Raw genomic sequence first — 14,791 nt, 5'->3', positions numbered from 1 at the left:
CTCAGCGGCGGTGCATCGTGTGCAGGGCCTCGAGGAGCACCCGGGGATCGTGGCCGCCCTTGTAGACCGGCGGCGGCTGCCGGTCCAGGTGCAGCAGCCGGGCCACGGCGGTCCACGCGGTGCGCACCGAGTACTCGACGGTGAACACCACGTCGTCGGGGACCTCGGCGTACTGGCCGATGAAGGCCAGGTTGGTGGAGCCCTCCGGGACGACCTCGGGCCGGTCGCCGCCCTTGCGCACCAGGAACTGGCTGGTGATGTACGGCATCAGGGCCGGCACGACGATGGAGGACTCCAGGATCTGCTCGCTCTGTTCGAGGCGCAGGTGCCCGAGCACCTCGGTGAGGATCTCGCGGCCCGTGCACTCGGCCATCGTCTTGCCCACGTGGTCGCCGGCCTTGTCGGGGAAGAGGGCGTACCCCCACCAGACGTAGGTTCCCTCGGGCTGCTCGTGGAAGTGCGGCTGGTGGTTGAGGACGATGGTCAGCAGCCAGCCGGAGTCCTTGAAGGTGATCAGGCCGCCCTTGCCGGCCTCGCTGCCGGAGAACTCCTCCATGGCCTTGAAGAAGGTGGGGTCCTGGCTGGTGACGGTGAAGGAACCCCAGGTGGAGTCCGAGACGGAGGAGTCGAACACCGAAGGGTCGCCCAGATGGGGGCGCTTGGCCGCCAGGGTCTGCCACAGGCGCCAGGAGGCGTCCGGCGCGGAAGTGTCCAGTACGGCGGGGGTGTCGGTGGATCCCAGGGTCGAGTTCGCGGTCATCGACCCGTTGGTGACGAACACCAGGTCCTCGGCGGCGACCGGGATCCGCAGGTCAGCGCCCTCCCGGGTACAGGCGAGGGCGGTGACGGTGGTGCCTTCGCCGTCGGCGAGCTCCACGTCGGTCACGGTGGTGTTCATCGTGAACACGACGCCGTTGCTCCACAGCCAGCTCTGGAGCGGTCGCACGATCGAGTCGTACTGGTTGAAGCGGGTGCGGTAGATGCCCGACATGGTGTCGAAGGTCTTGAAGAGGTGCACGAACCGGTTGAGGTAGCGCCGGAACTCGATCGCCGAGTGCCAGGGCTCGAAGGCGAAGGTCGTGCACCACATGTACCAGAAGTTGGTGGTGAAGAACTCGGGGGTGAAGCAGTCCGAGATGCGCTTGCCGTCGAGCCGGGACTCGGGCGAGGCCACGCACGCGACCAGGTCCAGGCGGTCGCGCTCGGAGAACCCCATGGAACGGGTGTCGACCCGCAGACCGGCGGAGTCGACCAGGCGGGCCTTGTCGTTCCAGGCGAAGTCCTCGTGGAAGGCGAAGGTGTCCTCGGTGACCGAGGTGCCCGGAGCGTCCAGCGAGGGGATCGAGCGCAGCAGGTCGTACGTGCACTCGAAGTGCAGCTCGAACATCCGGCCGCCGCGCATGGTGTAGCCGTTCTCGGGGTCTCCCGTGGCGTCCAGGCTTCCGCCGGTACGGCCCTGGGCTTCCAGGATCGTGATGTCCGAGCCCGCGAACCCGCCCTCCCTGATCAGCAGCGCCGCCGCCGACAGGGAAGCGATGCCGGCACCCACCAGATAGGCCTTGGCCACGACGTGTCTCCTCACCCCGGCCGCACGGGCCCCGGTCGGCCGCACGGTCACCCGGCCAGACCATCACCCCGCCGGGCGGGTCGCGACCGGGGTGCGCCATTGGGCGGGCTCGGGTCGAGGGGCGCGTCCGTGGTGTGCGTCCGTGGTGTGCCTACGCGGTGTGCGTGCGCGGGGTGCCCCCGATCCGCTTGCAAGAGATTTGCGCCCGTGGGACTGTTTTTTGCGCACCCGACTGGTAGCTTGACCGCGTGAGCACCCAGAGGCTAGCCCAAGTGGCCGAGATGGCCGGCGTCAGTACGACTACGGTGAGTCGCGTCCTGAACGGCAACAGGGACGTGGCGCCCGCCACCCGCGAGGCGGTCCTGACGGCCGTGGACGTGTGCGGCTTCGAGCGCCCGGCGGAGTTCCGCAGGGAACGGGCCCAGCTGATCGGACTGGTGGTCCCCGACCTCCAGAACCCCGTCTTCTCCGCGGCCGCGGAGGCGCTCGCCGGGCTCCTCAACGGCCAGGGGCTGGTCCCCGTGCTGTGCACGCGCACGGCCGACGGCGTCTCGGAGTCGCACTACGTGGACATGCTGCTCGGGCAGAACGTCGGCGGGATCGTCTTCGTCGGCGCCAGCTACACCGACATAGGCGAGGCCCAGGGGCGCGAGCTGCGCCGCCGCGGGATCCCGGTCGTCCTGGTCAATCCGGCCGACGAGAACCCCGGCGTCGCACAGGTCTCGGTGGACGACGCCGGAGCCGCCGAACAGGCGCTGGAGCACCTGTCGGCGCTCGGCCACGAGCGGATCGGCATGATCGTGGGCCCCTCCGGCCACGTCCCTTCGGTCCGTAAGCTCGCTGGTTACGCGGCTTTCAACGCCCGGCGCGGGGTCCCGGCCCAGGAGTGGCGGCCGCTGGTCGCCCACGCGCTCTTCTCGATGGAGGGCGGCGCCACGGCGATCACCCAGCTCCTCCCGCACGGGGTGACGGCGGTCGTCTGCGCCAGCGACGCCCTCGCCCTCGGCGCCATTCGCGGGGCGCGCCGGCGGGGGCTGGAAGTCCCGGCCCGGCTGTCCGTCGTGGGCTTCGATGACTCCCTCTTCATGGTGGCCACCGATCCGCCGCTGACGACGGCCCGCCAGCCCGTCGCCGCCATGGCCTCGGCCGCGGTGCAGTTCCTGGCCGAGCAGATCCGTACGGGGGTGGGCCTGTCCTCGGAGATCCTCTTCGACACCGAACTCATCGTCCGCTCGTCCACCACGCGCCCGTCTTCGGGGCGCTGACCGGGGGAGCGGGGGACGGCGCGAGAAAAGAGGGCCCGGCGGTCGCCGGGCCCTCTTTTCGTGTCCGCTGCTGCCGTCAAGGTGACAGCGGCCCCGTCACGATCCGTCACATAGCTGAATCTCTATGCGTAATGTCTTGCGTAACATTATTGACTTCTTGCGTTCACGGCTTCTACTGTCACGCCATCGAAGCCCGACCCGCCCGGAAGGCCTGTTCCCATGGATGGCATCACCAGACGTCGTGCCCTGTTCCTCTCCACCGCCCTCGTGGCGAGCCTCGGCCTCACCGCCTGCGGCGGCACACCCGCTCCGGCCGGCGACAAGGCCGGCGGGGTGGTGACGATCACGGTCAACGGCATGCCGGCCAAGACGCAGGCCGACGACCGCAAGGACTTCGAGGAGCTGGTGAAGCAGTTCGAGGCGGCGCACCCGAAGATCAAGATCGATGCCCGCGAGGGCCAGATGGATCCCAAGACCTTCGCGGCCAAACTCGCCGGGGGCCAGCTCGAAGACGTCTACTACGTCTACTTCACCGACCCGGCCGGGCTCATCCAGCGCAAGCAGGGCGCCGACATCACCCCCTACCTCGCCGACGTCCCGTACCTGTCCGACATACGCCCCGAGCTCCAGAAGGTGTTCAAGGACAAGGAGGGCAAGACCTACGGGCTGCCCACCGGCAACTACTCCATGGGACTCGTCTACAACCGCGAGCTCTTCCGCAAGGCCGGACTCGACCCCGACAAGCCCCCGACCACCTGGGAAGAGGTCCGGGCCGCCGCGAAGAAGATCAGCGAGCTCGGCGAGGACACCGTGGGCTACGCCGACTACAGCAAGAACAACCAGGGCGGCTGGCACCTGACGTCCTGGCTGTACTCCATGGGCGGCGAGGTGGCGACCGAGGAGAACGGCAAGTGGAAGGCCGCCTTCGACAGCGACGCGGGCCGCAAGGCGCTCCAAACCCTGCACGACATGCGCTGGACCGACAAGAGCATGGGCACCCGCCAGCTCCTGGAGATCGGCGACGTCCAGAAGATGATGGGCTCCGGCAAGCTCGGGATGTACATGGCCGGACCCGACAACATCCCCACCATCGTCAAGCAGTTCGAGCGCAAGTACGAGGAGTTCGGCCTCGCGGCCCTCCCCGGCACGGCCACCCTCGGCGGCGGCGACGGGTTCATGTTCAACCCCAAGGCCACACCCGAGAAGATCAAGGCCGGCCTGCAGTGGGTCCAGTGGAAGTACCTCAACCCCGACCGGGAGGAGGAGAACGTCACCAAGTTCTCCGGCCTCGGCGTCCCGATCGGCCTGCCCCAGCCCAACCTCTTCGGCGGCGCCGCCCAGCAGAAGATCGACGCCATCCACATCGCGCACGCCAACGTGCCGCAGGCGAACTACAAGCCGTTCGTCGACCGCAGCCCCCAGGTCGAGGTCAAGGTCGAGCCGCCGAACGCGCAGCAGATCTACACCGTCCTGGACGGTGTCATGCAGTCCGTCCTGACCAAGGAGGACGCGGACATCGACACCCTGCTCAAGCAAGCCGCCGCCCGCACCGACACCATCCTCGCCACGGTGAAGTGACATGTCCGCACTCCCCACCCCCGCGGCCCCGGGCCGGCGCGCACGCCGCCTCCGGGACCTCCGGCGGACCGGAGCCGAGGGCGAGACCCCGGCCGCGAGCCGGGTGCCGGCCGCCGGCCGGGCCCGCCGGCTGCGGGAGAACCTCGTCGCCTACCTCTTCCTCTCCGCCGCGCTGATCTGCTTCGCCCTCTTCGCCTGGTACCCGATCGTCCGCGGCGTCCTCCTGGGCTTCCAGCAGGTGACCTTCGCCCAGCCGGCCGAGTGGGTCGGCCTGGACAACTTCCGCCGCCTCTTCGCCGATCCGCTCTTCGCCACCGCCTGGCGCAACACCGGCTACTTCACGCTCCTGGCACTCGTCTTCGGCTTCGCCGCCCCGTTCGTCACGGCCGTCGTCCTGAACGAACTGCGCCGCGGCCAGTCGTACCTGCGGCTCACCGTCTACCTCCCGGTGATGCTCCCGCCCATCGTCACCATGCTGCTGTGGCGCTGGTTCTACGATCCCGGCCCCGGCCTCTTCAACAACGTGCTCGGCGTCCTGCACCTGCCCGCCCAGCAGTGGCTGGAGTCGGAACACCTCGCGATGATCTCCCTGGTCCTCGTCTCCACCTGGGCCAACATGGGCACCACGACGCTCATTTACCTGGCGGCCCTCGGCGGCATCCCCGGGGAGCTCTACGAGGCGGCCGAACTCGACGGCGCCTCCATCCGCCGGCGCCTGTGGCACGTCACGATCCCGCAGGTCAGGTTCATCCTCCTGATCACCCTGCTGCTTCAAGTCATCGGCACGATGCAGGTGTTCGTCGAACCCTTCGTCCTCACCGGCGGCGGCCCCGACGACGCCACCGTCACGATCCTGCTGCTGCTCTACCGCTACGCCTTCGTCTACAACGACTTCGGCCTGGCCAGTGCCATGAGCACCCTGCTCTTCGTCGTCCTGGGCCTCTTCGCCGGCCTCTACCTGCGGCTGACCCGGACCAAGGACTGAAAGGAGGACCGCCATGGCCGCCGCCGAACCCCGCTCCCGCACGCTCATCGCGCCCGCCGAACTCACCCGGCCCGTGGGCCGGTTCCTGCACCGCTTCGTCCTGGGCGCGACCCTGACCGGCTTCACCCTGGCCTTCGTCTTCCCGCTCTACTGGATGACCACCGGCGCCCTGAAGAGCTCCGCGGAGCTGGCCGAGCCCCATCCGACCCTGCTCCCGAGCAGCTGGCATCCCGAGAGCTACACCGAGGCCTGGACCAACACGGGACTCGCCGGCTACTTCCTCAACACCGTCCTGCTCGCCTTCGGAGCCCTGCTCTTCCAACTCGTCATCGACGTCTGCGCCGCGTACGCCCTGTCCAAGCTCCGTCCGGTGCTGGGCAACGCGGTGCTCGCGATGATGCTGGCCACCCTGATGCTGCCGGTCTCCGCACTGCTCGTACCCGTGTACCTCACCGTCGTGGACGTTCCCCTCGTCCACGTGAACCTGATCAACACGCCGTTCGCCATCTGGCTGCCGGCCGCGGCGAACGCCTTCAACGTCTTCATCCTCAAGCGGTTCTTCGATCAGATCCCCACGGAACTGCTCGACGCCGCCCGGATAGACGGCGCGGGCACGGTACGGATCCTCGTCTCGGTGATCCTCCCGCTGTCCCGCCCGGTGCTCGCGGTGGTGTCCATCTTCGCGGTCGTCGGTGTCTGGAAGGACTTCCTCTGGCCGATGCTCGTCCTGCCGGACGAGACGAAGCAGCCGCTCACCGTCGCACTCAACCGCCTGGCGGAGTTCATGCCGGCCAACCAGCTCCTCGCCGGCATGGTCATGGCGAGCCTCCCGCTGCTGGTCCTCTTCCTCCTCTTCCAGCGGCACATCATCTCCGGCCTCACGGCGGGAAGCCTCAAGGGCTGACCGGCCGCGTCACCCCGACCCACCACACCCCGCTTCACCCCGCCCCACCACACCCCCCTCCCCACACCTCTCCTCGACACCGCCGCAGCGACGGACCGCCGCGGCGGCCCCCACCGCGCCCTCCCGCCCCCGCGCGCGGGGCGCGCCTTCAGAAAGGACACGCCGCCGTGTCTTCTTCCCGAGGAATCCGCACCAGAGGCGCACGCCTCATCTCCCCCCTCCTCCTCACCGCCTTGGCCACCACCGGCCTCACCGGCACCCTCGCCACCGGGTCGTACGCCGCCGCCGTCACCCTGGAGGCGGAATCCGCCGCCCTGTCGGGCGGTGCCCGCGTCGAGTCGGAGCATTCCGGTTACACCGGGACCGGCTACGCGGGTGGTTTCACGGACGGCAACAAGGGGGCCGCTTCGGTCTCCTTCGCGGTGCGGTCGGCCGCGGCCGGTACGGGTTCGGTAGCGATCCGGTACGCCAACGGCACGGGCTCGCCGCAGACGTTGAGCCTCTACGCGAACGGGGTCAAGGTCCGTCAGATCTCCCTCCCGGCCACCGCGAACTGGGACACCTGGGCCGTCCGCCAGGAGCCGCTGCCGCTGGCCAAGGGCGCCAACACGGTCGCGCTGACCTTCACCACCGCCGACTCCGGCAACGTGAACCTCGACCACGTCGCCCCGGCCGAAGCCGGCCCCACCACCCCCTCGACCGGCCTGGAGGCGGAATCCGCCGCCCTGTCGGGCGGTGCCCGCGTCGAGTCGGAGCATTCCGGTTACACCGGGACCGGCTACGCGGGTGGTTTCACGGACGGCAACAAGGGGGCCGCTTCGGTCTCCTTCGCGGTGCAGTCGGCCGTGGCCGGTACGGGTTCGGTAGCGATCCGGTACGCCAACGGCACGGGCTCGCCCCAGACGCTGAGCCTCTACGCGAACGGGGTCAAGGTCCGCCAGATCTCCCTCCCGGCCACCGCGAACTGGGACACCTGGGCCGTCCGCCAAGAGCCGCTGCCGCTGGCCAACGGTGCCAACACGGTCGCGCTGACCTTCACCACCGCCGACTCCGGCAACGTGAACCTCGACGCCATCACCCCCACCGGCCCGACGACCACGCCCACCGACCCGCCGCCCGGCTCCCTCAGCCACGAGGCCGAGACCGCCTTCGCCTCGGGCGGCCCCGTGACCGCCTCCGCCGTCGCCGGCTTCAGCGGAGCCGGCTACCTGACGGGCTTCACCGCCACCGGTGCCCGCGCCGTCTTCTCCGTCTCCGCGCCCACCGCCGCCACCCGGCAGGTGGCCGTGCGCTACCGCACCCCGGGGGCCAACCCCGCGACCGTCACCCTGACGACCAACGGAGCCCCCGTACGCCGACTCACCCTCCCCGCCACCTCGGGAGCCTGGGCCTCCTTCACCACCGACGCGCCCCTGCGCGCCCAGCTCAACACCCTCACCCTGCGCACGGAGGCCGGGGACAGCGGCGACCTCCAGCTCGACGGCATCGAGGTCACCGGCTCCACTCCGAACGCCACCCGCGGCGCGAGCCTCCCGTACACCGCCTACGAGGCCGAGGCCGGCGCGACCAACGCCTCCGTCACGGGCCCGGACCGTGCCTACAAGACCCTGGCCTCCGAGGCCTCGGGCCGGCGGGCCGTCGTACTCGACCAGACGGGGGAGTACGTCCAGTTCACCCTGGCCAAGGCCGCCAACGCCGTGACCGTCCGCTACTCGATCCCGGACAACGCGGCCGGCACGGGGAACAGCGCCACCCTCAGCCTCTACGCCAACGGCGCCCACACCAAGGACCTCGCCCTCACCTCCAAGTACAGCTGGGTCTACGGCGCCTACCCCTACGGCAACGACCCCTCCCAGGGCGACGCCCACCGCTTCTTCGACGAGACCCGCACCCTCACGGGCGAGTTCCCCGCCGGCACCGTGCTGAAGTTCCAGAAGGACGCCGGTGACACCGCCGCCTCCTACGCCATCGATCTCGTCGAGACCGAAACCGCCCCGGCGGCCGCCACCATGCCCGCCACCGGATTCGTCTCCGCCACCACCCTCGGCGTCACCGCGAACGACGGCGGTGACGACACCGGCGCCCTGAACGGCGCACTGTCCACCGCCACCGCCCAGGGCAAGGGCCTGTGGCTGCCCGCCGGCACCTACGACATCTCGGGATCCGTCAACCTCACCGGAGCCGTCCTGCGCGGCGCGGGCGAATGGCACACCACCCTGCGCGGCAAGAACGGCAAGGGCGGGCTCTTCGGCCGCGGTGGCACCAGCACCGTGCAGGACCTGGCGGTCACCGGAGAGTCCGATCACCGCGACGACGCCAACAGCGACGCCGCCGTAGAGGGGGACTTCGGCTCCGGCTCCACCCTGCAGAACCTCTGGATCCAGCACAGCAAGGTCGGCCTCTGGATCGACGCACCGACCCGCGGCCTGCTCGCCACCGGCCTGCGCATCCGGGACACCTACGCCGACGGGGTCAACCTGCACAAGGGCACCTCGGGCAGCGAGGTCTCCCAGAGCAGCATCCGCAACACCGGCGACGACGCCCTCGCGATGTGGTCGGAGGCCCAGGCCGTCACCGACTGCGTGCTCCGCTTCAACACCGTCCAGCTCCCGCTGCTCGCCAACGGAGCCGCGATCTACGGCGGCGGCGGAAACCGGATCGAGGACAACCTGGTGTCCGACACCGTCACCGGCGCCGCCGGAATCGCGGTCAGCACCCGCTTCGGCATCCCCTTCAGCGGACCGGCGACCGTGCAGCGCAACACCATCGACCGGGCCGGCGGCTACGAGCCCAACTGGGCGAGCAAGCTCGGCGCCCTGTGGGTGTACGCGGACACCTCGGAGATCACCACCCCGGTGCTCCTCCAGGACAACGACATCCTGGACAGCACCTACAGCGGCCTGCTCGTCTCCTGGCAGAAGAACATCGGGAACCTGACCGTGAAGAACACCCGGATCGCCAAGGCCGGCGGCTACGGCATCGAGATCAACGCGGCCGGCTCGGGCACCTTCAGCGGGGTCACGGTCACCGACGCCGCATCGGGCGGACTGAGCCTCGCGGGCGGGTTCGCCGTCAACCGCGGAGCCGGCAACTCGGGCTGGTAGCCCCGGCCGCAGGACCGCACGACCTCACCACCGCGCCACTCCCCGGAACCGGGGCCCGGTCACCCCAGCCACCCCGCCGCCCGACCGGGCCCCGCACCCCGGCGCCTCACCCCACCCCGCGCCCGTGTACGCGTACGCCCCCACCCCACCAGGAGACCCCGTGACCCAGCGCACCCCGCACCCCGCAGCCTCCCCCTGGTGGCGGCACGCGGCGATCTACCAGATCTACATACGCAGCTTCGCCGACGGGAACGGCGACGGCACGGGCGATATCGCCGGAGTCCGCGCCCGGCTGCCCTACCTGCGGGAACTCGGTGTGGACGCCCTCTGGTTCAACCCCTGGTACGTCTCTCCCATGGCCGATGCCGGCTACGACGTGGCCGACTACCGCGACATCGACCCCCTCTTCGGCACGCTCGCCGAGGCCGAGGAGCTCATCGAAGAGGCCCACGCCCACGAGCTGCGGGTCATCGTGGACCTCGTCCCCAACCACTGCTCCGACCGGCACCCCTGGTTCGCCCGGGCCCTCGCCGCCGGCCCCGGATCCCCCGAGCGCGAGCGCTTCTGGTTCCTTCCCGGCCGCGGCACACACGGCGAACTGCCGCCCAACGACTGGCACTCCTACTTCGGCGGCCCCGCCTGGACCCGGATCACCGAGGCCGACGGCACCCCGGGCCCCTGGTACCTGCACATGTTCGCCCCCGAACAGCCCGACCTGAACTGGGAACACCCCGACGTGGCAGCCGAGTTCGAGGACGTCCTGCGGTTCTGGCTCGACCGCGGGGTCGACGGCTTCCGCATCGACGTGGCGCACGGCCTGGCAAAGAAGCCCGGTCTGCCCGACGTCGGCGCGAACCCCGACCCCACCGACCTGCCCTACCAGGACGTGGACGCCGTGCACGCCGTCTACCGCGCCTGGCGCAAGATCCTCGACACCTACCCGGGCGACCGCGTGTTCATCGGCGAGGTCTGGCTCCCGGAGGCCGCGCAGTTCGCCCGCTACCTGCGCCACGACGAACTGCACTCCGCCTTCAACTTCGACTACCTGTGCGCCCCCTGGGACTCCGGCGCCCTGCGCAAGGTCGTCGACTCCACGCTCGCCTCGCACGAACCGGTCGGCGCCCCGCCCACCTGGGTGCTCTCCAACCACGACACCATCCGCCACGTCACCCGCTACGGACGCGCCGACACCTCCTTCGACATGGGCGACAAGCGGCTCCTCGACCCCAGCGACGCCGCACTCGGCCGCCGCCGGGGCCGCGCCGCGGCTCTCGTGTCCCTGGCCCTGCCCGGCGGGGTCTACGTCTACCAGGGCGACGAACTCGGCCTGCCCGAGGTCCAGGACCTGCCCGACGAGGTCCTCCAGGACCCGACCTTCGTCCGCTCCGGCGGCACGGACCGCGGCCGCGACGGCTGCCGCGTCCCCCTGCCGTGGGAGTCCGACGGCCCCTCCCTCGGCTTCTCCGCCCAGGCGCCCGGCGACCCCGGGACCGAACCGGCCGCTCCCTGGCTGCCCCAGCCCGAGCGGTGGGCCGCTCTCAGCGCGGCGGCGCAGCAGGAGGACCCGTACTCCGTGCTCACCCTCTACCGCGAGGCCCTCGCCCTGCGCGGCGCCGAACTGGCCCGGCTGCCCGAGACGCTGGAGTGGGTCGACGCGGGACCCGACACCCTGTGCTTCGAGCGCCCCGGCGGCTTCCGCTGCCTGACCGCCTTCGCGAGCCCGGTCCCGCTTCCCGGGGGCGCCCGGGTCATGCTCGCCAGCGGCCCGCTCGACACCGGCGCGGACGGCGCGCCCGTACTGCCCCGCGACACCACGGTCTGGCTGCGCATGCCCGGGTAGGCATCACCCGTGAGCCCGGAGGGCCCCATGGCGCGGGCCATCCGCATCGTGAGATGCGATGTCACATGTCGGCGGCGGCGTGCCAGACTCTTCCGCATGCGCCAGCAGAAGATTAGCGCCGGCGTGCCGGCCCCGGAGCTGAACTGAGACCACCCCAGCAGCCCACCGCCCGCACGCAGACCTCTCGCATCCGCGAGGGGTCTTCTTGTTTTCCGGGACCACGCACCTCCCCAGGACAGGAGTCCACCCCCTCATGACCCGCAGCGATGTTCTCCCCGCCGTCGACGAAGCCGTGCGTACCGGCGACACCGCCTGCCACACGCTGACCGTCACCGTCCGGGACGGCGGCCACGCCCTCACCCGCATCTCCGCGCTCCTCAACAACCTGTCCGTCAGGAGGCTGTCCTTCAGGGCCGCCGACGGCGGCGGGCTTGCGGTGTGCGAGATCGTGGTCCCCGTGGCCGACTCGCCCCGCGCCCAGGCCAAGCTCCGGCGCTGCGTCGAAGTGGTCGACCTCAGCGCCCACCCGGCGGGGGAGACCCGGACCATCTGAACGAACCGCACGGATTACTTGACTGACCGTTCCAGTATCCGTAGAGTACGGGATGTGGCCAGGACCAAGGAATTCGATCCGGACGCCGCGCTGCAGTCGGCTCTGGAGCTGTTCTGGCGGCGCGGCTACGAGGCGACGTCGATGGCGGACCTCGTCGAGGCGCTCGGCATCGGGCGAGCCAGCATGTACGCCACCTTCGGGAACAAGCGCGAGCTCTACCTGAAGGCGCTGGACCGCTACAGCGAGCACCTCGACCCCGACCTGCTGCGCGAGCTGTCCCAGCCGGGACCCGCGCTGCCGGCCGTGCGCACGGTGGTACGCCGCTTCGCCGCCGAGTCCAGCGTCGGTGACCTGCGGCAGAACGGCTGCTTCGTGACCAACACGGCCGCGGAGCTGGGGGCGCACGACCCGGCGGCGGCCCGCAAGGTCGAAGCGAGCTGGAACCACATCGAGACCCTGCTGCGCTCGGCGCTCACCCGGGCCCAGGCCCAGGGCGAACTGCCCGCGGACCGCGATCCGCGCACCCTCGCCAGCATGCTGCTGGTGCTGATGCAGGGCATGCGCGTCGTGGGCAAGGCCTCGCAGGACCCGGGCCGGGTCCGGGCGGCGGCGGAGCAGGCCCTGAGCCTGCTCGACTGACCGGACGCACGAGAACGCCTCCCTTCGGGGAGGTTCTTTTCACACTTCATTCTGGAATGTACGATCCAGTTCATATTTCGAGGGGGAGTCATGACCGTCACGCAGACCGCACGCACCACGCAGACGCTCACCGCGTCCGGATCAAGGACATCCCGACCGGCGCCCGGCCCGGCCTTCGCGCTGCTCGGCACCGTACAGATGACGCTGATCTTCGCGCTCACCTCGCTCGTGGTGCCGCTGCCCACGATCGGCCGCGAACTCGCCCTCGGCCGGGACGACTTGCTGCTCCTCAGTGCCGCCTACGGGCTGAGTTTCGCCGGCCTCCTGCTCTTCGGGGGCCGCCTCACCGACCGGTTCGGCGGGCGCCGGGTGCTCACCGCCGGACTGCTCGTCGTCGCCGTGGCCTCCCTCGCCGCACCCTTCGCCCAGGGACCGGGGGTCCTGCTCGCCGCCCGCTTCGCCCAGGGGGTGGGGGCCGCGCTCACGGCACCGGCCGCCATGGCCGTACTACGGGCGGTCTTCCCCGAACCCGCCGCGTTCGGACGGGCGATGGCCACGTGGGGCGGACTGTCGGTGCTCGGCGCCACCGCGGGCAACCTGCTCTCCGGAGTCATCTCGGCGCTGGCCGGCTGGCGGTTCTCCTTCACCGTCCCGGTCGTGGTGGCCGTCGCCGCACTGCTCCTCGCACCCCGGCTGCTGCCCGCCACCCCGGCGGGCGAAGGCCGCTCCCTGGACCTGCCGGGCGCGCTGCTCGCCACCGCCGGAATCAGCCTCGTCAGCTACGGCTTCGTCCTCACCGACGTCCGGTCCTGGGGATCGACGAGCGTCCTGGTCACCCTGCTCACCGCGGCCGTGCTCCTGCTGGCCTTCCCGCTCGTCGAGCGCCGGGTCCGTGACCCCCTGCTCCCGCTCGCGTTCCTCCGCGACCGCCGCCGGGCCCTCGCTCTCACGGCCATCGGCCTCACCGCCGCCGGAACGACCGTGACCTTCGTCCTCCTCTCCCTCCACCTCCAGCAGGAACTCGGCTGGTCGGAGCTGCGGACCTCCGCCGCGTTCCTGCCCTTCGCGGTGGTGCTGCTCGTGTCCGGTCGGGTCGCCGGTCCCCTCGTGGGCCGGTACGGGGCGCCCCGCGTCACCACCGCCGGCCTCGTGGTCGCCGCGGCCGGACTCGGACTCCTCGCGCTCACCGGCCTGGCCGCGCAGATCCCGTACGCCTACGGCCTGCTCCCCGGGCTGATCCTGCTGCCCGTCGGTACGGCGGCCGCCTTCGCGGGGGCCGCGGTCCTCGCGACCGACGGGGTGGAGCCGCACCAGGCGGGACTCGCCGGCGGGGTCATGAACACCGCCATGGAGCTCGGCCCGACGGTCGTCTTCGCCGCCGTGCTCTCCCTGGGCTCCGACACGGTCTCGCTGGCCGCTACCGCGCTCGCCTTCGGCGCGGCCGCCTTCCTGCACACCCGCACCAAGTAGCCGACAGACCACCGATCAACCGCACGACCGAACAACCGACAGACAACCGAGTAAGGGATCACCACCATGTCCGCACGTTTCATCGGCAAGAGCGTCCTCGTCACCGGAGCCGGTTCCGGCATCGGCCGGGCCGTCGCCCTCGCCTTCGCCGCCGAGGGAGCCGCGATCGTCGTGGCCGGCCGCACCGCGGCGCCGCTCGACGAGACGGTCGAGCTGATCGAGAAGGAGGGGGGCAAGGCGGTCGCGGTGACCGCGGACGTGACCCGCTCCGAGGACGTACGAGCCCTGGTGCGCAGCACCGTCGAACACTTCGGCAGCCTCGACGTCGCCGTCAACAACGCGGGCGTCTTCCGGGGCGGCGGCCCCGTCGCGGACCTGGCGGAGGAGGACTGGCGCGGCATGCTGGACATCAACGTCACCGGCGTCCTGCTCAGCCTTCAGGCCGAGGTCGCCGCGATGCGCGAGCAGCCCGGCGGCGGGGCGATCGTCAACATCTCCTCGAACCTCGGCGCGCACACCCGCATCCCGGGAGCCGCCGGCTACCTCACGACCAAGGCGGCCGTCTCCGCCCTGACCCGGGCCGCGGCCCTCGACCACATCGCGGACGGTGTCCGCATCAACGCGGTCAGCCCCGGCGCGACCGCCACCACGATGTCCCTGCGCCCGGGGGAGGGGGACGCCGAGCGTGCGAAGAGGATGAAGGACGAATCGCCGGTGGGCCGGGTGTCCTCCACCGCCGAGGTCGCGGCGGCCGTGCTCTACCTGGCCTCGCCGGACGCGGGCTCGGTGGTCGGCACCGACCTGGTGATCGACGGCGGAGTGGCCGCCTGACCCCGGAAACGACTTCGGCCCCCTTGACGCCTGGGCGTCAAGGAGGCCGAAACCT

General features: G+C 70.9%; 11 protein-coding genes. 10 read left to right on the top strand and 1 reads right to left on the bottom strand.

The window, feature by feature from the left end; translation table 11 throughout:
* Nucleotide 1: 1 nt before the first annotated feature.
* The gene (locus ACFYYB_RS00585; protein WP_389432333.1) at nt 2-1,567 is read right to left on the bottom strand and encodes an oleate hydratase; all 1,566 of its coding nucleotides are present in this window, start codon (nt 1,565-1,567) and stop codon (nt 2-4) included.
* A 248-nt stretch (nt 1,568-1,815) separates the two neighbouring features.
* Here ACFYYB_RS00585 and ACFYYB_RS00580 point away from each other — a divergent pair, with 248 nt between their 5' ends.
* The 10 genes from ACFYYB_RS00580 to ACFYYB_RS00535 all read left to right on the top strand — a co-directional run bounded on the left by ACFYYB_RS00580 (nt 1,816) and on the right by ACFYYB_RS00535 (nt 14,736).
* On the top strand, nt 1,816-2,832 hold the full coding sequence (locus ACFYYB_RS00580) for a LacI family DNA-binding transcriptional regulator (RefSeq protein WP_389432332.1): 1,017 nt from the start codon (nt 1,816-1,818) through the stop codon (nt 2,830-2,832).
* A 219-nt stretch (nt 2,833-3,051) separates the two neighbouring features.
* Entirely contained in the window at nt 3,052-4,410 is a 1,359-nt protein-coding gene (locus ACFYYB_RS00575) for an ABC transporter substrate-binding protein (protein WP_389432331.1), read from the top strand.
* A gap of 1 nt (nt 4,411) precedes the next feature.
* Nucleotides 4,412-5,395 (top strand): carbohydrate ABC transporter permease, encoded by a 984-nt coding sequence (locus ACFYYB_RS00570; protein ID WP_389432329.1) that lies wholly within the window; start codon nt 4,412-4,414, stop codon nt 5,393-5,395.
* 13 nt (nt 5,396-5,408) lie between these two features.
* Nucleotides 5,409-6,299: a carbohydrate ABC transporter permease gene (locus ACFYYB_RS00565; protein WP_389432328.1), complete on the top strand. Its 891-nt coding sequence runs from the start codon at nt 5,409-5,411 to the stop codon at nt 6,297-6,299.
* A gap of 167 nt (nt 6,300-6,466) precedes the next feature.
* Nucleotides 6,467-9,403 carry a carbohydrate-binding protein gene (locus ACFYYB_RS00560; protein WP_389432326.1) on the top strand — a complete coding sequence of 979 codons (2,937 nt, stop codon included), beginning with the start codon at nt 6,467-6,469 and terminating at the stop codon, nt 9,401-9,403.
* A 160-nt stretch (nt 9,404-9,563) separates the two neighbouring features.
* Nucleotides 9,564-11,243: a glycoside hydrolase family 13 protein gene (locus tag ACFYYB_RS00555; protein WP_389432325.1), complete on the top strand. Its 1,680-nt coding sequence runs from the start codon at nt 9,564-9,566 to the stop codon at nt 11,241-11,243.
* Nucleotides 11,244-11,496: 253 nt separating this feature from the next.
* Nucleotides 11,497-11,796 (top strand): hypothetical protein, encoded by a 300-nt coding sequence (locus tag ACFYYB_RS00550; RefSeq protein WP_389432324.1) that lies wholly within the window; start codon nt 11,497-11,499, stop codon nt 11,794-11,796.
* 54 nt (nt 11,797-11,850) lie between these two features.
* Entirely contained in the window at nt 11,851-12,435 is a 585-nt protein-coding gene (locus ACFYYB_RS00545; RefSeq protein ID WP_327302469.1) for a TetR family transcriptional regulator C-terminal domain-containing protein, read from the top strand.
* A 90-nt stretch (nt 12,436-12,525) separates the two neighbouring features.
* Entirely contained in the window at nt 12,526-13,905 is a 1,380-nt protein-coding gene (locus ACFYYB_RS00540; protein ID WP_389432323.1) for an MFS transporter, read from the top strand.
* Between the two features lie 66 nt (nt 13,906-13,971).
* Nucleotides 13,972-14,736: an SDR family NAD(P)-dependent oxidoreductase gene (locus ACFYYB_RS00535; RefSeq protein ID WP_389432321.1), complete on the top strand. Its 765-nt coding sequence runs from the start codon at nt 13,972-13,974 to the stop codon at nt 14,734-14,736.
* The last annotated feature ends 55 nt before the right edge of the window (nt 14,737-14,791 follow it).

Source organism: Streptomyces sp. NPDC002886 (assembly GCF_042888445.1).
Classification (GTDB): Bacteria; Actinomycetota; Actinomycetes; order Streptomycetales; family Streptomycetaceae; genus Streptomyces.
Note: the sequence above shows the minus strand (reverse complement) of the source record. Positions and strands in the feature narration are given on the sequence as shown.